Source organism: Stenotrophomonas sp. K-6, assembly GCF_056861555.1.
The window spans coordinates 149,763-169,731 of the sequence record NZ_JBSPUC010000003.1 but is presented as its reverse complement, the minus strand read 5'-3'; the positions used below and the strand labels follow the sequence as shown (position 1 = coordinate 169,731).

General features: G+C 66.7%; 11 protein-coding genes and 2 tRNA genes. 7 read left to right on the top strand and 6 right to left on the bottom strand.

Features of this window, described 5'->3' with window-relative positions; genetic code table 11:
- Positions 1-82: 82 nt before the first annotated feature.
- From AC13F7_RS11165 to AC13F7_RS11145, 5 genes are all read left to right on the top strand, one after another.
- Entirely contained in the window at positions 83-1,672 is a 1,590-nt protein-coding gene (locus AC13F7_RS11165; RefSeq protein WP_483000357.1) for a cytochrome ubiquinol oxidase subunit I, read from the top strand.
- A 15-nt stretch (positions 1,673-1,687) separates the two neighbouring features.
- Positions 1,688-2,842, top strand: coding sequence for a cytochrome d ubiquinol oxidase subunit II (cydB, locus tag AC13F7_RS11160; protein ID WP_483000355.1), 1,155 nt, complete (start codon positions 1,688-1,690; stop codon positions 2,840-2,842).
- 30 nt (positions 2,843-2,872) lie between these two features.
- Positions 2,873-2,986 carry a cytochrome bd-I oxidase subunit CydX gene (cydX, locus tag AC13F7_RS11155; RefSeq protein ID WP_019182852.1) on the top strand — a complete coding sequence of 38 codons (114 nt, stop codon included), beginning with the start codon at positions 2,873-2,875 and terminating at the stop codon, positions 2,984-2,986.
- Positions 2,987-3,034: 48 nt separating this feature from the next.
- Positions 3,035-3,111, top strand: a tRNA-Pro gene (locus AC13F7_RS11150).
- 139 nt (positions 3,112-3,250) lie between these two features.
- A tRNA-Pro gene (locus tag AC13F7_RS11145) sits at positions 3,251-3,327 on the top strand.
- Positions 3,328-3,357: 30 nt separating this feature from the next.
- Here the strand turns inward: AC13F7_RS11145 and AC13F7_RS11140 are convergent.
- The 6 genes from AC13F7_RS11140 to AC13F7_RS11115 all read right to left on the bottom strand — a co-directional run bounded on the left by AC13F7_RS11140 (position 3,358) and on the right by AC13F7_RS11115 (position 15,948).
- Positions 3,358-3,678, bottom strand: a complete 321-nt coding sequence (locus AC13F7_RS11140) for a hypothetical protein (protein WP_483000353.1) — start codon at positions 3,676-3,678, stop codon at positions 3,358-3,360.
- A 67-nt stretch (positions 3,679-3,745) separates the two neighbouring features.
- Positions 3,746-4,222, bottom strand: coding sequence for a hypothetical protein (locus AC13F7_RS11135; protein ID WP_483000351.1), 477 nt, complete (start codon positions 4,220-4,222; stop codon positions 3,746-3,748).
- 106 nt (positions 4,223-4,328) lie between these two features.
- Positions 4,329-4,706, bottom strand: a complete 378-nt coding sequence (locus AC13F7_RS11130; RefSeq protein ID WP_483000349.1) for a hypothetical protein — start codon at positions 4,704-4,706, stop codon at positions 4,329-4,331.
- A 41-nt stretch (positions 4,707-4,747) separates the two neighbouring features.
- Positions 4,748-5,149, bottom strand: coding sequence for a hypothetical protein (locus AC13F7_RS11125; RefSeq protein ID WP_481469509.1), 402 nt, complete (start codon positions 5,147-5,149; stop codon positions 4,748-4,750).
- 16 nt (positions 5,150-5,165) lie between these two features.
- Positions 5,166-14,144 (bottom strand): two-partner secretion domain-containing protein, encoded by an 8,979-nt coding sequence (locus AC13F7_RS11120; RefSeq protein WP_483000347.1) that lies wholly within the window; start codon positions 14,142-14,144, stop codon positions 5,166-5,168.
- A 55-nt stretch (positions 14,145-14,199) separates the two neighbouring features.
- Positions 14,200-15,948 carry a ShlB/FhaC/HecB family hemolysin secretion/activation protein gene (locus AC13F7_RS11115; RefSeq protein ID WP_483000345.1) on the bottom strand — a complete coding sequence of 583 codons (1,749 nt, stop codon included), beginning with the start codon at positions 15,946-15,948 and terminating at the stop codon, positions 14,200-14,202.
- A gap of 412 nt (positions 15,949-16,360) precedes the next feature.
- Here AC13F7_RS11115 and AC13F7_RS11110 point away from each other — a divergent pair, with 412 nt between their 5' ends.
- Both AC13F7_RS11110 and pgaA read left to right on the top strand, forming a co-directional pair.
- Complete coding sequence (locus AC13F7_RS11110; RefSeq protein ID WP_481469515.1) at positions 16,361-17,572, top strand: CynX/NimT family MFS transporter; 1,212 nt, start codon at positions 16,361-16,363, stop codon at positions 17,570-17,572.
- A 347-nt stretch (positions 17,573-17,919) separates the two neighbouring features.
- Positions 17,920-19,956: a poly-beta-1,6 N-acetyl-D-glucosamine export porin PgaA gene (gene pgaA, locus AC13F7_RS11105; RefSeq protein ID WP_483000343.1), complete on the top strand. Its 2,037-nt coding sequence runs from the start codon at positions 17,920-17,922 to the stop codon at positions 19,954-19,956.
- Positions 19,957-19,969: the final 13 nt, after the last annotated feature.

The window sequence follows — 19,969 nt, the reverse complement described above, 5'->3', positions numbered from 1 at the left end:
TGAAGTTGCTGGTCACAGAATTCACCCCGTAGACCCCCTTCCCGCCACCTGAAACGGCAAAACCCAACGAGGTAGCCAGGCCATGATTGATCAGACAGTCGTAGAACTGTCGCGGCTGCAATTCGCTCTGACCGCGATGTACCACTTCCTTTTCGTTCCCCTCACGCTTGGCCTGTCGTTCATGGTGGCCATCATGGAGAGCGTCTACGTCATGACCCGCAAACAGGTCTGGCGGCAGATGACGCTGTTCTGGGGCACGCTGTTCGGCATCAACTTCGCCATCGGCGTCGCCACCGGCATCGTGATGGAATTCCAGTTCGGCATGAACTGGTCGTATTACAGCCACTACGTGGGTGACATCTTCGGCGCACCGCTGGCGATCGAAGGCTTGATGGCGTTCTTCCTGGAGGCGACCTTCATCGGTCTGTTCTTCTTCGGCTGGAAGCGTCTGAGCCCGGTCAAGCACCTGACCGTGACCTGGCTGATGGCCCTGGGGACCAACCTGTCGGCGGTGTGGATCCTGATTGCCAACGGCTGGATGCAGAACCCGACCGGCGCGATCTTCAACCCGGAAACGATGCGCATGGAGGTGGTGGATTTCGCCGCCGTGCTGTTCAACCCGGTGGCGCAGGCGAAGTTCGTGCATACGGTCAGTGCCGGCTACGTGACCGGTGCGGTGTTCGTGATGTCGATCAGCGCCCTGTTCCTGCTGCGCAACAAGCACAAGGATATGGCACGCCGCTCCTTCGCGGTGGCGGCCGCCTTCGGCCTGCTGTCCTCGCTGTCGGTGGTCGTGCTGGGTGACGAAAGCGGTTATGCCGCCAGCGAACACCAGAAGATGAAGCTGGCCGCGATCGAAGCCATGTGGGAAACCGAGCGTGCGCCGGCTGACTTCACTGCCTTCGGCATTCCGAACCAGGCCACCCAGCAGAACGATTACGCGATCAAGATCCCCTACCTGATGGGCCTGATCGCGACCCGTTCGCTCAACCAGCCTATCCCGGGCATCCTGGAACTGGTGGAGCGTGCCGAGAACCGCATCCGCGGTGGCCAGCTGGCTTACGGCGCACTGGAACGCGTGCGCAAGGACAAGAACGACGTCGAAGCGCGCGAGATGTTCGACCGCCACTGGCAGGATCTGGGCCACGGCCTGCTGCTCAAGCGCTACCGCGAGGACATCCTCAACGCCACCCCGGAAGAAATCTCCAAGGCCGCGATGGACACCGTGCCGCGGGTCGCCCCGCTGTTCTGGACCTTCCGCATCATGGCCGGGCTGGGCTTCTACCTGATCGCCTTCTTCGCGCTGGCCTTCTACTACTCGTGCCGCCACAACTTCCAGGACAAGCGCTGGTTCCTCAAGCTTGCCCTGTGGTCGCTGCCGGCGCCGTGGATCGCGATCGAATGCGGTTGGTTCGTGGCCGAGTACGGTCGCCAGCCGTGGGCGGTGGACGGCGTGCTGCCGACCTTCTACGCCGCCTCGGGCCTGGCCCTGCATGAAATCCTGACCACGCTGGCCGTGTTCACCGCGCTGTACACGGTGCTGCTGATCATCGAAGTGAAGCTGATGCTCAAGGCGATCCGCAAGGGCCCGGACGACATCCTGCCGTCGCTGCAGGCTGCAGCCACGTCCCTTTCCCCCAATGCCGCTGCGCCGACCCACGGTCGGGCGTAAGGCAGGAGAACCCAGATGGAATTCATTGGACTCGATTACACCACGCTCCGCGTGATCTGGTGGCTGCTGCTCGGCATCCTGCTGATCGCCTGGGCGGTGATGGACGGTTTCGACCTCGGCGTCGGCACGTTGCTGCCGTTCGTGGCCAGGACCGATGACGAACGCCGGCTGGTGATCAACACCGTCGGCCCGGTGTGGGAAGGCAACCAGGTGTGGCTGGTGCTCGGTGGCGGTGCGATCTTCGCCGCCTGGCCGCCGCTGTACGCGGTCAGCTTCTCCGGCTTCTATCTGGCGGTGTTCCTGATGCTGTTCGGGCTGATCCTGCGCCCGGTCGCCTTCAAGTACCGCAGCAAGATGCCCGGCAAGCGCTGGCGCGAGAACTGGGACCGTGCGCTGTTCGTCGGTGGCCTGCTGCCGGCACTGATTGCTGGTGTGGCAGTGGGCAACGTGCTGGTCGGCGTGCCGTTCCACTTCGATGACAGCATGCGCATCTTCTACACCGGCACCCTGATTGGTCTGCTCAACCCGTTTGCGCTGGTGGCCGGTCTGGTCAGTGTGGCGATGGTGGTCTCGCACGGTGCCGCGATGCTGGTCCTCAAGACCGATGGCCCGGTGGCCGAGCGCTCGGCCCGCTACGGCAGCATTGCCGCGGTGCTGACCTTCGTGCTGTTTGCCCTGGCCGGCGTCTGGGTGGCCTTCGGCCTGCCGGGCTACCAGATCACCTCACAGGTGGTCACCGACGGCCCGACCAACCCGCTGCTCAAGACCGCTGCCGCCGGTGCAGTGGCCGGTGGCTGGCTGCGCAACTACCAGACCATGCCGCTGACCCTGCTGGCCCCGATCCTCGGGCTGGTAGGTGCGCTGGCCAGCGCGGTGCTGCTGAGGGCCCGCCGTGGTGGCCTGGCCTTCCTGGCCTCGGGGGCCTCGATCGCCGGCATCATCCTGACCGTCGGCTTTGCGATCTTCCCGTTCCTGCTGCCCTCCTCCAGCCAGCCGGGCTCCAGCCTGACCGTCTGGGACAGCTCCTCCAGCCACCTCACCCTGGGGATCATGCTGATCGCCACGGCCATTTTCCTGCCGATCATCATCGCCTACACCTCTTGGGTCTACCGCGTGATGAAGGGCAAGACCACGGCTGAAGAGATGGGCGACAACCCCAACGCTTACTGACGCGCCCCACGGCGCCATAGGAGACTCACCATGTGGTACTTCGCTTGGATTCTGGGTGCAGGGCTGGCTTCGGTCGTGGCCATTCTCAACGGCATGTGGTTCGAAGCCCGCGAGCAGAGCCGTACGGATCACGAAGAAGGCTAAAAAAAGGTTGCCGATCGGGTCTTCACACCGTATCCTTGTCGGCTCCTTCGGGGTGTAGCTCAGTCTGGTAGAGCGCTACGTTCGGGACGTAGAGGTCGCAGGTTCGAATCCTGTCTCCCCGACCACTCCGGTGGTCGTATTGAAGCCTGGGAACACGTTTCCAGGCTTCTTTATCAAGGGCCGTGGCAACACGGCACCGAAGGTGAAAAACGCGATCCCCCCTTGCCGCCGACCGGCGGGATCGATACAATAGGCGGCTCCTTACGGGGTGTAGCTCAGTCTGGTAGAGCGCTACGTTCGGGACGTAGAGGTCGCAGGTTCGAATCCTGTCTCCCCGACCATCTGATGGTCACAATCAAGCCTGGAAGACGTCACTGTCCTCCGGGTTTTTTTGTGCCTGGCGATTGGCACGCCGGGTAGCGGCTGCGGATGTCCCCTTCGCAGCTGCCGGTGTAGCGGTAGCCTTGGCCGAGCATGCAGCGCTGCAGATCATCGAACGTGCGGCCCAGGGCCTGCTGGATCGCCGCCGCGCTGGAACCCTCCGGCGTGGAGACGTGGTAACCGCCATTGGCGGCGCCGCCGCACGCCAGCCAATCGACATTGCGGGTCGCGCCGTCATTCCCTGCCTTCTGCCAGGTGTCGCGTGGCGGCACGAGGGTACGACCGACCGATGGATCGCCATTCATCCACATGCCGCCCATCCCGCAGGCGCTGAGGCTGAAGGCAAGGCACAGGGCGGTGACGGCGCGTGGGTGCCGCTCAATCACACACACCCCGCAGATACGCTTCCGCCCGCGATGCGGGTGACGCGGCCGAGGGTTCGGGCGGCACCGCGCGGAACGTGATGCCCGACTGCTCGGCAGTACTCTGCAGCCCCTGCATTTTCGGCGACGTGCCTACGACTGTCAGGGTCAGGTGCGAAAGGCGCTGCTGCTTGAAGGTATCAAGTGCCGACTGCACTGCCTTGCGCGTGACATCTTCGCTCTCACCCGCGACAACCAGGCGGGTCATGGGTGGTTCGGCGCCGCGGGCCATGAGGGCCTTCAATTGACCCATCCATGCGGCCTTGCCCACCACCGATCCCATCATCAGGTTGGCCACGCGGTTGCCCGCCGAGGGAACATCGATGTAGAACGCCGCACATTGCGCTGATGGCACTGGCTGCGGCGATTGAGGTACCTCCACCGGGTCGGCGCGCGCTGCGCCGGCGATGCCGAGAAGGCCCAGATACAGCACAACGCGGGCATACGTTCCAGGCAGTGGAAGAAAGGGTGACGGCATTTTCTCTGGCTCCCAAGCAGGGTGGCGATCATTGCATCGACATCACGGACGCCTGTGCGGCTCAGCGCGCCGGCACCACATCGTCCGCGCGCTGGCACGCGGGGAACCTGCTGGGAATCTCTCCTTGGCAGGTACCGGTGTATTGATACTCCTTACCCATCATGCAGCGTTGAATCTGGTCGAATTTCTCACCGGAGCGTGCCGCCGTTTCGGCACCTGTAGCGCCCGATACCACGGCATAGCTCCCCTTCTCCGTGCCGCCGCAGGACACCCAGTCGAGCTGACGCGCTTGAAGTGCTTTGGACGGGTGCTGCCACTCCTCCATCAACGAGGGCGGATTGGCCAACCGCTGATACGCCGCTTTGTTGCAGTGGGCCATCGGTGTCTGCGGGCCACAGATATGACCGTTGCCGATCATGCAACCGGGGAGAAGCGCCACGGCAAGCGCCGCAGCAGCGCTTCTCATCGGCCTCATCGCGTTCAACGCGGCGAGGACTGGCAGGCCGGATAGCGGCTCGGGATGTCACCTTCGCAGGTGCCGGTGTAACGGTAGCCTTTGCCCAGCATGCAGCGCTGTGCCGCATAGAGCTTGTCACGGGAAAGATTCGCCGTTTCCTTGCCCGTAGCACCTTGCCGGTCTGGCGAGATGTTCCCACTGCGCTGGCCACCGCAGGCCTGCCAGTCCGTGTCACGCGCCGAGGCGCCGGCGTCCGGCTTGCTCCAGTCATGGCCCGGCGGAACCAAGTGCGAGGTCGCATTGGGATTGCCATTCATCCACATGCCGCCGATACCACAGGCGGTCAGACCCGTGGCCAGGCACACCCCGAACACGACGCGAAAAACATGCTTGCCTTTCATTACCACCTCCTGAAAATCGTCCATGGCCAGCGTGCCATCCTCACCGCGAAGCGCGTGCAAGGATGGAGATCGCTTCCCATACCTGCGGTGGAAGTGCCTTGGCCATTGCGAATGGCGCAGCCACGGGAATGGCCACCACGCTCCATCCTTCATGCACCATCTTCAGCGGCGACGGGCGACCGCGGGTTGCATTGCCCTGCTCATCGTACAGGCCACCCCATTGGCCGCCGATCATGTCGTGCGGGCCGGCGAAGTACTCGATAAGCCTGTCCTGCCACGCGCCAGACGCGTACGGCGTGCCCTTCAAGGTGCCCTCGATGCCTTGGATGCCGCCGGTCAGCCCGCCCATGCCCTTGCCTGCCGGGCTCTGCAGAAACTCCGACAGCGTCATCTTCGCCTTGGCCGAATCCCACTGCACACGTCCCTTGTCGTCCAAGGCGAGTGTTTTGCTCCCCGGCAGGGTCATGCAGCGCTCGTTGCTCTCCCCGCACAGCTGATCCAGGTCGACGCGCGTGCCGCCCAGCTTGATCCCATCGCCGTCAACACCAACGCTGATCCCATTGATGTTGTTGAGCACCGTGGGATCCTTCGAGGTCGGGTCGACTTCGGGATTGGCAGGGTCCACCACGCCGGTGAAGATGCTGGAATTCTTGATCATCTCCTGCCGCATCCAGTCCGCCGCACTGGCCAGCGCCTCCTTGGACACCGCACTGGTCGCCGAGCCGGTCACCGCGCCGATCAGGATGTTGAGCATCTTCTCCTGCGTGCGCAGTTCATCGGCTTCAGCCTGCAGGGCCGCCTTCTGTTCCGGCGTGGAGGCTTCCTCGTAACGTTCCCTGATGCTGGCGCCGCGGCTGGCCACATAGCTGCCCACGGCGCTGTGAGCCTGCTGGGTAAAGGCCGCGCTGATCTGTGCTTCGGCCTGCACCTTCTGCGCCAGTTCCACCGGATCCCAGGTGCGGATCAGCCCATTGGCATCGTCGCCGCTGAGCACGCTTCGGTTGAGGCTGGCCAGGGTGTCGTCGATGCTCTTGCCGGTCCTGGCCAGCTGCGCGTTGCCATCGGTGATGGTCAGCGCGCCTGCGCTGATGCCGCTGCGGGTGGTGCTGGCATCGCTGCCCTTGTCGCTGGCATAGCCGGGTGCGGCGGCGCTGGCATCGTTGCCATAGTTCTGCCACGACCAGCTGCTGCCCTGCCCGGCTGCACCGGTGGACCCGGGCGTGCCGTCGTTGCCGCGGCCGCTGTTGCCGCCACTGGACGGGCCGCCTGTGCCGCTCTTGCTGAAGCCGCCGGACAGGCTCAGGCTGCTGGCCTTGTAGTCGCTGCGGTTGTCCAGATCGCGCACGCTCAAGGTGCTGGTGATCAGCTGGTTGCGACCGTCGGCGATGGCCTGTTCGCTGGAGGCGATCACGCCACCGATCAGATCGGTGTTGCCGCCCACACGCACCTGGTAGCCGCCGTCGCCCGCCTTGATCCCGCTCTGCTCGACCACGCTGGCGTAGTCGCCATCCACCTTGGTGTTGCCGTAGCTGGCGCTGCCGGAGAAGCCCAACCCGACCGTGACACTACCGCCGACACTGGTGTCCTTGCTGTGGAAGGTGGAGGTGTCCTGCAGGCTCTCGATGTTGAGGTCACCGCCGATATCGCCGATCACCTGGCGGCCACTGGCCACCGCGCCACGCAGGGTGGTGTCGCCGCCGGATTGCAGCACCAGCGTGTTGCCCGCATTGACGTGGCTGTTGGTCCAGTTCACGTCGGTGCCCTCGCCCTTGCCCTTGGAGCCACTGGCATTGGCGGTGATGCCGGCGCTGGCGCCACCGGAGCCGATGCTGATGGCCACGCCGACACCGCCGCTGGCCGCGCTGCTCTTGCGATCGGTCTCCAGCGTATTCTTCGCCGCCAGCAGGGCGATATCGCCATCGGCCCGCAGGTAAGCATTGTTGCCGGCGTTGATGTTGCTGCCAACCACGGTCAGATCCGAGTCCTTGCCCGCGCCGGTTGCGCTGATGCGCACGTCGCCGCCCGCGGTGATGCTGGAACCGGCTGCGTTGTCGTGCGTGGTGGTGGTCTTACTGTCGCTGCGTGCGCCGCCCACGGTGATGGAAATGTTGAGGCCACCCGCCGCACCTGGATCAGCCTGCACCGCACCGACCGCTGCCGCCGTGTTGAGCACGGTGGTCGCTGCCGCCAAGGTCTTCATGCGGCTGTCGTCGGTCTGGCTGGCCGCCTTCTTCATCTGCTCGGCGCTCTGGATCGCCGAGATCACCGGCGCGGTCAACGCCACCGTCAGGCCGGCCTGACGGAATTTGTCTTCCTGGGTGGCGACGCCGGTCTCGCGGGCTTCGACGATATCGACCTTGCGCGCGTGGATATCGACATCGCCCACGGGCGCGACGACGTGGCTGCCGACCTGCCGGTAGTTGTTGCCCGCCACCATCACCACGTTGCCCGCGGTGGAGCCGATGGTGGACGCCGCAGCACTGGTACTCACGTCCTTGGCATCGCGGCTCTGCATCTGCGTGCCGACGGTGAATGCGACGCCGCCGTTGTAGAGGAAGCCGCTTTCATCCTTGCGCTTGTAGTGGCTCTCGCCGCGCGTGTTGGTCGCCGCCTGCACGGTCAGATCGTTGTCGGCCAGCAGCACGGTGCCCGCATCGGAAACCACGTTGCTGCCGGTCACGGTGATGTTGTTGGCACGCACCGCCACCTGGTGCCCGCTGAGCGTGCTGGCGATGGCCTGGGTTTCCTCCAGGCTGTCGCGCGTGGTGTTGGTGGTGGACTTCAACAGCCCGCGATGGGTGTGCTTGCGACCCTCGCTCCAGTTGTTGCTCTGCTCGCCACTGGCGATGCTGACGTCGTTGTCGGCCATCACCGAGATCGCGCCATCGCTGCTGTAGACCTGCGCGGCGCGCAGGTTCGCATCCTGCCCGGCCTGCAGCTGCACTGCACCGGCAGTATCGATGGTGGTGCCGACCTCGCGCTCGTAGCCTTGGCGCAGGTAGTTGTCGTTGTTGCGGACGTTGTTCTCCTGCCGTGCTTCGGTGACCGTGCCCAGGGAGAGATCACGCCCCGCCGAAAGCAGGGTCTGGCCCTGCGCGCCGGTGTTGACCACCTGGGCGCCGTCCATGCGCAGATCGCGGCCGGCCTTGGCCAGCAACGTGGCGCCTTGATCACTCACGAACAACCCGGCCACGCGATCGATATTGGTCCGGCTGAAGTCGCTCAGCCCGGCCGTGTTCTGACCGCTGCGGGTGGTGGTGACCATGTTGAGATCACGGCCGGCACTGGCGACCAGCACGCTGCGCGCATCGATCAGGCCGCCGAGATTGTCCAGATCGGTCCGCGCGTTGGCGCTGACCGCATCACCGCTGATGCGGCCATCCAGGTTGCGCAGGTTCTGCGCGTCGATCTTCACCGCGGTGCGGCCAGCGATGGTGCCGCTGTTGACCAGATCGCCGCGCAGGTTCAGGTCCACAGAGCGGCCAGCCAGCAGCGTGCCGGTGCCGTCGATATCGCCGGGGCGTACGCGTACATAGACCTGCGGGACCAGCGCGGTGGTGGTACTGCCATCGGCCAGGGTGACGCGCTGCTCGACCAGCCAGACGATGTCGCTGGTGAGCTGGGCCATCTGCGCCGGGGTCAGCGCCACGCCGGGGCGCAGGCCCCATGCGTCGGCGATGGTGGCCGCATTGTCGAGCAGCGCGCGGTACTGCGCTTCATCGTCGGCGTAGCCATCCAGGAAGCGGCGGCCGGTGAGCTGGGCGACCTGATCGCGGACCAGCGTCTGTTCGTAGAACCCATCGCCCAACCGCTTCTGTACGTTGGCCGGGTCCACGCCCATCTTCTGCAGCAGGTACTCCGAACCGAGCCAACTGCGGTAGTCGGCAAAGCGCGGATCGGTCTCGACCAGGTACTGGCCGGCACCTGGGCCGCTCTGGAACAGGCTGCTCTGCGGCAGTTGGGCATCCACGCCGATGGTGCGGATCACCGTCGGCTGGTTGCCCGCCGCGCCCTGCGCGCCGGTGCCGGCGTTGCTGCCCGGGCCCGCCAGCGAGGCGACGCTCGCGCTGACCTCGGTCACCTGGCGCTGCCCAGCCATGGCGCCGGCGTCGGCTGCGCCGCCGACCTGCCCACCGACGGTACCGGTACTGACGCCGCCCACCTGGTAGCCGCTGCCACCATCGCGGGTGTTCTGCTCGGTGCGGGTCACGCCCAGATTGATGGTGCGCACTTCATCGGCCGGGCGATAGGCGATCTTCCCGTCCCACTTGCGTTCGTGATAGCGCTTGAAGCCACCGCGCCAGCGGCTGTAGGTGTACTGGCTGGTGCCTTCCTCATGCACACGGTACTCGCCGAATGCATCGATGTTGCGCAGGTTGCCAAGGTCGCCCAGCAACGCGCCGCCGGCCAGTATCTGGCTCTTGTCGTTGATCAGCTCATCCCCACGCAGGGTCATGTTGCCGCCCGAGATGATCCGGCCCGGCGCGCTGGAGGTGACCTGGGTTTCGTACTCGGTATGGGTGACGTCGTACTGGGTCCATGCCTTGACGTCGCCGCTGCCGTTCTTCCACCAGTACTTGCCGGCGCGGCTCCAGCTGGACCAGGTGAACTCGCTGGCATCGTGCATGCCCGGCGTGCCCTTGGGCTGGATGTACAGCTTCTTGGTCGGCCCGACCACCATGACTTCAGTGGTGGCAAAATGCTCGTTGCTGTTGAGCAGGCGCGTGGCATCGATGCTCAAGCCGCCCAGCGATTCGATGGTCGCGCTGGCATTGTGCACCGAGCCGGCGCGACCGACTGCATGCCCTTGCGCATCCAGCGCACCGCCGATGTTGAGTGCACTGTCGCCACCGCCGGCACTGAAGATCAGCGCCTGCTCGCGGTTGACCACGGTGCCGGCGCCGATGTCCAGGCGCTCACGCGCGGCAATGGTGGCGGCGCGAGTGACGCCCTCCAGCGTTTCGTCACTGTTGACCAGGGTGGTGGCACCGATCGACAGGCGGTCGCCATAGATGCGACCGGTGCCGACGTTGAGGATCACATCGGCATCGACGCGGGTATCCACGCCGTCGATCAGGCCTCGGTTGCCAAGCACGCCATCGGCGCGCACCTGGGTGCGGATGCCGCTGATCTCGCCGGTGGCGAGGTTGTCGATCTGGCGTGCATGCAGGTCCAGATCGCCGGCCTGCAGTTTGCCCGCATTGGTCCACAGTCCCTGCGTGGAGACCGTGGCCTTGCCGTTGGCGGTGATCTGGCCATCGTTGCGGTAATCCTGCTGCAGCGCCAGCACCAGATCGCCCTGCGACAACATCCGGCCCGTGCCGTTGAGCGCGTTGGCATGCAGCGTCTGGTTGCCCGCCGACAGCAGCGTGCCGTCGGTGTTGCCGACCTGACCGGCGCGCACGTCCAGACTGCCCGCCGAGGACACCAGGCCTTGCCCGTTGAACAGTGCATCGGTCGCCTGCAGCGCAATGCGCTGGTCGGCAGCGATCATGCCGCGGCTGTTGTCGATCTGCGCGGCAGTGAGGTCCACGCTGCGGCCCTGCAGCCCGAGCGCGGTGCTGCCACCGCTCGTGGCGCGGTTGTCGATGCGCGCGGCGTGGGCGACCAGATCGCCGCCAGCGACGGCGAGGCCAGCCTGGTTGACCAGCTCACCGCTCAGCTCGAGGGTCAGGTCCTGCGCCGCCTGCAGGCGGCCGCCGCTGTTGTCCACGCGCTGCGCCTGCAGCAGCAGCGAGGTGCCGCTGCCGACCTGCCCGCCGCTGCGGTTGTCCAGCGAAGCCAGCCGCGCGTCCAGCGCCGTCTGCGCCTGGACAAGGCCGGCACGGTTGTCCAGCTCACCGGCACGCAGGGTCAGCCCGGCACCGCTGACGATGCCGCCACGCGCGCCCGCGTCGGTATTGCCCAGCCGCTGGCCGTGCGTATCGATGCTCATCCCGCCACTGGACTGCAGCAGGCCAGCGCGGTTCTCCAGCGCACCACTGTCGATATCCAGCGTGCCGGCGGTGGCGGCGATGATGCCTTCACTGTTGTCCACGCCGCCCAGACCCGTATCCAGGGCGACGGAGGCGCCGGCCAGCGTGCCACGCACGTTGGTCAGCCCTTGGCTGGTCACCGACAGCGCACGCTCGGCCTGGATCACACCGGCGGTGTTGTCGATATCGCTCGCACTGTCGAGCGTGACATCGCCTTCGACCGAGGCCAGGGTGCCCGCATCACGGTTGATGATGCGCCCGGCCTGCACCTGCAGCGTGTCGTTGGCGGCAAGGGTGCCGGCGCTGTTGTCGAGGGTCTGGGCGACCGCCACGTCCAGCGTATCGCCTGCGTTGACGGTACCACCGCGGTTGTCGAGGCTGCCGGCGCGCAGCTGCTGCGCACCACCGGAGGCGATCAGGCCACCCTCGCGGTTGTCGAGCAGGCCGTCCACGGTGAGCTGCAGCGCGCTGTCACCGGCGGCCTGGAGGGTGCCAGCCTGGTTGTCCAGCAGTCCAGCCTGCAGTGTCAGGCCGCCAGCGCTGGCCAGCGTACCGCGTTGGTTGTCGAACGCGCCGGTCACCTCCAGCGTGGAGGCCGCGTTGCCCGCCGCCAGTAGTTTGCCGTCGCGGTTGGAAAGGCTCCCCGCCTGCCCGGCGAGCGCACCGTTGCCGATGATCTGGCCGCTGTCGTTGAGCAGCGCGTGGGTCACACGCAGGCCAAGCGTATCGGTACCGGTGGCGATCAACTCGCCACGGCGGTTGTCCAACTGCCCGGCGTCGATCTCCATGCGCACGGCCGAGGTGATACCGCCGGAGACGTCGATGCCCTGTCCCTGCAGGTACAGCGCGCCGTTGCTGAGCAGCTTGCCGCCTGCCCCGGCCAGCGTCGCTGCGGTGATGTCCAGGCGGCCGCTGCCGGCCTGCTGCACCTGCCCGCCGGCGTTGTTGAACAGCGCTGTGCCGATGGCCAGATCGCCGTTGCTGGCGAGCGTGCCACCGCTGTTGTCCAGCGCGGCCGCCGCCTGGATGCGGTTGGCCTGGCTGCCGGTCGCCAGCAGCTGGCCGCCACGGTTGTCGAGCGTGTCGACCTGGACGTCGAGCGTACCGGCCTGCAATTCCGCCTGGCGATGATCCACCTGCCCTGCGCGCAGGCTGAGCGTGCCTGCGGTGGCGAGCTCGCCGCGCTGGCCGTCCAGCGTGCCGGTGGTGAGCTGCAGGCCGTCGCTGCCGGCATGCATCAGCGTGCCGTCGGCGTTGACCAGCACTGCGCTGTTCAGCGCCAGCGAGCTGGCATTGCTGGCGAGACTGCCGTGTGTGTTATCCAGCGTGCCTGCCACCTGCAGCTGGGCCGGTGCCGTGCCGCTGTGGGTGATCGTGCCGCTGCGGTTGGACAGCTGCGTGGTGCTTACATCAAGGGCGCCGCCCACATTCAATGTGCCGGCGTCGTTGTGCAGTGCCTGGCCCTGCGCGCGCAGGTCGCGCTGGGTGGTCAGCTCGCCTCGCCGATTGGACAGCGCGCCGCCGTTCACGCTCAGGTCGCGCACGCCGATGCTGCCGCCGTCGTTGTCCAACTCACTGGCACGCAGATCGATATCGCCACCGGCCAGCACCGCGCCGGCATCGTTGTCGAGCAGGCCGGCAATCACCACGCGGCCCTGCGCGAGCGGCGCGGTGGTCGGCGGAATCACGCCCGGCGCGCTGCCGTCGGTGCTGCCGTTGCCGGTGCCCGGGGCGCCCGTCCCCTCCCCATTGCCCGGCGTGCCCGGCGTCGTCGGCGCGGCCCCATCCTGCTGGGCCAGTGCACCGATGCTGCCCTTGTCGCGGTTCTGCAGCTGCCCGCTCTCTACTGCCAGCGCCTGCACACCCGCCTGTTCGATGCGCCCGTCGCGGTTGGCCAGCGAGGCCGCTTCCACATCCAGCCGGGTGCCGTTGAGCTGGCCACCCCGGTTGTCCAGATCCTGGCCGGTGCGCAGGTTCAACTCGCGACCCGCGCTGACCAGACCTTCATTGCGCACACCGCCGCTGGCCGCGATACGGGTGTCGTCGCGCGCCTGCAGTTTGCCGGTGTTCTCCAGCCGGCCATCGACGGTGACCACCAGTTCGCCGGTCTGCGCGCCGAGGTTGCCGGCGTTGCGCACGCCTACGCCATGCTCGGTGCCCATCAACAGAATCTTGTTGGCATACATGCCGCCGAGCTGGGCGACATCGAGCGCGTACTGCGGCGTGCTGCCGTCAGCCGCCTGGGCCTGCACGCGGCTCAGATCGGCACTGACCGTATTGGCGCCAGTGGTGACCTGCAGCTGCTGGGCCCACAGGCCTGCGTTGAGCTGCACCGAGCGCGCGATCAGATCGGTGTAGTCCACCCGGCTGGCATCCATGCCGGCACCCAAGATACGGATGGCACCGCCCTGCACACGGTATCCCTCCAGCGCACCGCCGTTGAACGTCGGGGTGCCGGTAGTCAGGGTGATGCGGTTGGCGTTGATGAAGCCGCAGCCGTCGCAATCGATGCCGGCGGGGTTGGCGATCACCACCTGCGCGCGGTCGCCGGCCACTTCCACGTAGCCGCGCAGCTGGCTCGGGTTGGCGCCGTTGACCTCGTTGAGGATCACGCGTGCGGTGCCGCCGGCCAGCCAGGGATTGCCCTGCACCCAGCCGCCGAGCTGGGACTGTGTGTTGCCGCGCGAATTGTTGAGGATGGCGCCCTGCTGGTCGACATCGAAACGCTGGTAGGTGTTGCGCGAGACACCGGCCGCACTCGGGGTCTGGATATTGATCTGCGGCGTGCCGTTCGCCGTTTCCAGCACCGTGGGCCGCTGGTTGCCCGGCGCGTTCGGATCGGCCACCACCTGCGCCGCGGCCATGCCGGCCACCCCGACCCAGCCGAGCATCACCCACAACGCGAAGGCCATCGGGCGCAGTGCCGCCGTGCGATCACCGCTCTGCCCGGTACCAAGCCCGCCGGGGCGCGGGGTGATCTCCGCGGCGACCTGCCAGAGCTTGAGGGCGTGGTTGAACACGAGGCGGTACAGATGCTTGTTCATGACAGTTCCTTTGTGTGCGTGCGGTCGGCGCGGCGCGCAGGCGCCAGCGCGGGAATCAGAACGACCAGCTCAGGGTGAATCCGGTGACGGTGTACGCATTCTGGAAACCAGAGGGCTTGTTCAACGGGGCGCCGACGAAGCCGTCCCAGTAAAGGCCGCGATAGGACCCGCGCAGGCCGATCACGGTGCCTGCCAGGTCATTGCCCAGCTGCCATTGCGTGGCGCTGCCGCCGACATGGCCGTAATCGGCGCCGACGTAGAACTCCTGCCCACCGCCGAGTGCCAGGCCGATGTCGTTGCGGATGAGCCAACCACGCTCGCCCATCAAGGACATCTCGCCATCGAAGCCGCGCACGGTGTAGCGGCCCCCGATCGCGAAGCGGTCCTGAGGCACCAGCCCGCCACGGTTCCACTGCGCGCGCCAGCTGCCGGTGTAGCGCAGGCGCTGCTGGCCAAGCTGGAACGGGACGCTCAGCTGCGCATCGGCGAAGTAGATCTTCGGGTGTGAAGTGGCTTCACCGAACAGCTCCTCGGGCGCTGCGATCGAGCCGAATGCCCCGGTGCCGCGGCGGAAGCCGAACGTGCCATCCAGCGTCCCCTGGCCAATGAAATGACGGTGGTTCAGGCCGAGTTCCCAGCCGCCCATGCGCCGGCGCTGCACCAGGATTTCGGTATCGTCGATGAAGTTGCGCGAGTCGCGCTCCCATGCACGCAGGTACATGCTGGTCTTGCTGCTCGCAGTGCGGAACAGCAGGCGCGTGGCCCGCACTTCGGCGTTGTAACTCTCGCCGCTGTACAGATACGACTGCTGGTTGCCGGCCACGGTCTGCTCGTACTCGTAGCCGCTGCGGGTGGCGCCGAACAACCAATAGCCGACGGGCACGGAGTAGTGGAAGGTGAAGCCCTTGGTGCCGCGCTTGCCGCCACTGAACACGTCGTGGTTGAGGTTGACGTAGAACAGGTCGTTCTGGCGCAGCGCATGGTCCAGCGACATCGTCGCGCCGGCCTGGGTCTTGCCGGTGGCCTTGCTGCCGGAATCGTCCAGGCTCAGGTTGAAGCGCACCAGCCGCTGCTGCGACCACTGCACGACCAGGTCGCTCTGCCCGGGCGCGGCATCGGCGCCTTCGGCCGGGCTGATCTGGATGTCGGCCTCGGCGGTCGGCACCCGCTTGAAGTTCTCCAGCCCCTGTTCGATGTCACGCAGGTTGAGCAGGTCACCGCTCCGCGCCGGGATCGCGTTCCACATCGTGGCATCGCGGTGGGTGCCTTCGGCGAAGCGGATCTGACGCAGCGTGCCGGGCACCAGCGTCAGTTCCAGCGCGCCGGTGGTCAGGTCCTGCGGCTGGGCCAGCACGCGCGTGGTGACGAAGCCGCGCTCCACGATCGCGTTCTGCACGCGCGACATCACCACGTTGATCCCGGTGGTGCCCAAGCAACGGCCAAGCGCCGGATCGCCGTTGACGTTGGCCGCAGCCAACGCCCACTGGAAGCGTTCGGCCTGCTCGCCGCCCAAGGTGATGCGCTCGATCACGAAACACGGTGCCTCATCCTGGGGCAGCCGCTCCGGGGCCGCCACCGGGGCGTCCTGCAGGCGTGCATCGGGCCGTGTTTCAAGCTGCTCGCGCAGCGCGCGTTCGCGCTCCTGCTGGCGGAGCAGTTCCTGATCAGGGGCCGGCAGTTGCTGGGCACTGGCCGGCAGACAGATCAGGGCCAGCGCGGCCGCCAGCGGGGCCAGAAGGAGGGTGCGCCGGGAAGCGCCATGAGAACCGGCGCGAGCCGGGGTGGGTAGTACGTGGTTTGGCATGCAGGATCTCGAACGTGGGCTGGCACGAACCATCGTTCGCTATAGACCGCCCCTATGGAGGCCCGCCAATTTAAGAGCTATTCGCGACATGAAAACCGTCAAAAACCCCACTCGCCGGGTAGGAAAACCACCCACCTGCATGTAGGTATTTTCCTAAATAGTCATTTTTTTGACGCAGCTCACATGGAAGGGGATCGCGCGACCCTTGTTGTGAACACGTTTTCACACGTAGCGCCTGCCGAAGGGCTCGATGAGGGACCTGCCGGGATCGAACCCGTACAATGGCCGGTCCTGGCCCCGCCTTCGGCGGCGGCCCAGTCCCCTACCCCGCAGATGCCGGCCGCTGGCCGGTCTCTGCCGTTGCACCCGCGTGCCTGAGGCCGTGGTGCGCCACCTGTCAGGAAACATGCTGATGACTCACCCCACCTCACCGTCCCAGTCCCTGCTGCACGGGCGCCTGCTGGCCTTTGCCGCGATCCTGCTGGCCGCCTTGAACCTGCGAACCGCAGTCACCTCGCTGACCCCGCTGTTGGATGTGCTTGGCCAGACCTTCGGCTTCGGCACCACCATGACCGGCGTGCTCGGCATGCTGCCGACGGCCGCCTTCGCGCTGTTCGGCGTGACCACCCCGGCAGTGGCGCGCCGGCTGGGCCTGGAGCGCACCGCCCTGCTGGCGATGAGCCTGGCCACCGTGGGCCTGCTGCTGCGCTCGATGGCCGGCGGCGTGGGCAGCCTGCTGTTCGGCTCGGTGGTGGCGCTGGCCGGCATGGGCATCGGCAACGTGGTCGTCCCGCCGCTGGTGAAGCGTTACTTCGCCAACCGCGTGGGCACCATGAGCACGCTCTACATCACTGTGCTGCAGATCGGCACGATGATGCCGGCGTTGCTTGCCGTACCGGTTGCCCAGCAGGCCGGCTGGCGCGTGTCGCTGGGCATCTGGGCGCTGATGTCGCTGGCCGCGGCGCTGCCGTGGCTGATGCTGTCGCGTGCACGTCCGCACCCGGACACGATCAGCGCTGCCAACGATCCGGCCAGCACGCCGCACGGCAAGGTCTGGAAGACGCCGCTGGCCTGGGGCATGACCCTGATGTTCGGCATGACCTCGTTGATGACCTATTCGATGTTCACCTGGTTGCCGCGCATCGTGGTCGAAGCCGGTGCGACGCCGGCCTTCGGCGGCATCATGGTCGCCATCTTCGCCGCCTGCGGCCTGCTGCCATCGCTCACCATGCCGGCCCTGGCCGTGCGTCTTCGCAATCCCTTCCCGCTGGTGCTGATCGGTTTCAGTGCCTTCCTGATCGCTTTCGCCGGCCTGCTGTACGCACCGATGAAGGCGCCCTGGCTGTGGGCGGTACTGCTTGGCATCGGCCCGTCCACGTTCCCGTTGGCATTGACTCTGATCAACCTGCGCACGCGTACGCCGGCCGGCTCGGCGGCGTTGTCCGGCTTCATGCAGGGCGTGGGCTATGCCTTCAGCTGCCTGGGGCCGTTCCTGTTCGGCTGGCTGCACGCGGTCAGCGGGGGCTGGCACCTGCCGTTCGGCTTCCTGGTGCTGTGCGCGGTAGTGCTGCTCAGCGCCTCCTGGGTCGCCTGCAAGCCGCAGAAGCTCGAAGACCAGTGGTAAGCGACCCGGCGCGTCCATCTACACGCGCCGTGCGCAACTGCTGACGTAGCGTGTCGCTGACTGACCCGATCCAGAGGATCGGGGGGTGTTCGGAGCCCCCTGGCGCGGCCAGGTGGCTGAACAGCTTCATGGCGACGGAGTGCGCTTTCCCATGCTGGCGACATGGTGTGAATCCGTAGAAATTCAACGACTTGCCGTTCCCCTCCGGGTACCACCCGGGGGCTGATCTGTCGTACCCGCGTCTTAACGATTTGGCAGCAACTGCGCAGTCAGGCACGATTGGCATGTGATGTGCGTCACACTTTTGACGCAACACACCTTTGAAAGGATGCTCCAAGGGGGGTTCCATGTACGACCATCGGCCGCTGGCGCTCTGCGTCGGCCTGGCATGCGCGACACTCGCTTTTTCCGCTTCGGCGGCCCCGGCAGACAATGCGCGGGACAACGCCCTGGCCGAGATCGGCCAGTTCCGGGACCACGCCCAATGGCTGGATGCACTGGCCGCCATCGAGCGCGCACGGGCGCAGGCCCCGGACGACGAACTGTTGTATCGCCTGCAGGCGCTGACCCTGTCCGACATCGGTAATGCGCACCGCGCCTGGCAGTTGTACCTGGCGCGGCCCACCCTGTTCGATGCGGCACAGAAAGAACGGCTGGAAGGCAATTACCTGGCCAAGCTGGTGGGCTGGAGCCTGGCCTATGGCCCCAGCGAGGACACCCGCCTGGATGAAGCCGACGCGGCCCTGGCGCAGATGCAGCAGTACCTGGAACGCGATGGCACCACGGTGCAGCAGGCACCACTGCGGATCCGCTATGACCGGCTGATCCTGCTCAACCGGCTGGGCCGCCATGCGCAGGTGCGCGATGAGTACCGCACGCTGCTCGCCGAGGGCCACCCGGTGCCGAATTATCTGCTGGCCGCCGTCGGCGATTCGCTGATGGCCACGCAGCACCCGGCCGAGGCGATCCCGGTGCTGGAAGCTGCGCTCAAAGCTGATCCGTCGCTGCCGCAGGCGCGCTCGGAACTGGCCTATGCGTATCTGGAAGACGAGCAGGCCGACACCGCGATCGCTCTGCTGAAGAAGTGGCAGGCCGATGAGCCCGCGTGGCGCTGGGCGCATGGCGCCAGGGCACCGTATGCGAACTGGCCGCGCTACGAGGCCGACCTCAACCTGGCCATGGTGCGTGCCTACAGTGGCGACCTGCCCACTGCCCAGCGCGACCTGGAGAAAATGGTCGAGATCGGACCGGGCAACACCGGCACGCAGTCCTCGCTGGGCAACATCTATCTGATGCGCGGCTGGCCACGACGGGCACTGGAGCGCTACAGCATGGCCAACACGCTGGACCCGCGCGACGTCCCTGCGCGTCTGGGTCAGTACGACGCCTACGTCCAAGTGCAGCGCGATGACCTGGCGCGACCGGTCCACGACACGCTGCTTGCCGCCTACCCCAACCAGCCCTCCGTGCAGCGCATGGACCGCAGCTGGCGTGCGCACCGTGGCTGGCAGTGGCATGCCTACGCCGAAGGTGGGCGCAGTTCCGGCGGTGGCGGTACATCGCCGCTGGGCAACGATGACGGCCGCTACGGCGTGGAAGTGCAGTCCCCGGTGCTGGATGACCGCTGGCGTCTGGTCGCGTTCGCCGACCGGCGCAGCGTGGATTTCCAGGACCAGACCATCGACCCGCTGCGGATCGGTGCGGGCACGCGCTACCGCTACGGCCGCGCCGATGCGGAAGCCTTCGTCAACCGCGCCAACGACCACATCGGCGATACCGGCCTCAGCGCCGGATTCGGCTGGCAGTTCAGCGATCAATGGCATGCCGGCATCACCGCCGCACGCAACGATCCGGACGCCTCCATGCAGGCGCGGGTGTCGGGCATCACCGCCGACAGCATCGCACTGGCCGCCGACTACCGCCGCGACGAGCGCACCCACTGGAGCGTGGGCGCCAGCCAGTTCCGCTACGACGACGGCAACCGCCGCGATACCGTCAGCACGGCCATCGAGCAGCGCCTGATGACCCGACCGACCGTGTTCCTGGACGGGCTGGGCAGCGTGTATGCCAGCCGCGGCAGCCGCGATGATGCGCCCTACTTCAACCCGTCCGAGGACCACTCGGTGGAGATTGGCCTGCGCGTGGACCAGCAGTTGTGGCGCCACTACGAACGCCACTTCCGCCATCGCCTGACGGTTTCGGTGGGACAGTACTGGCAGCAGGGCTATGGCAGCGCGATCGTGCCCTCGGCGGAATACCGTCACGAGTGGCAGCTCGGCGAAGGCCGCATTTTCGAGTACGGCATCCGCTGGTCGCGACCGGTCTATGACGGACAGCGTGAACGACACATCGGCCTGGATGCCGGCCTGCGGTGGGGAGAATGACATGCGGAACATG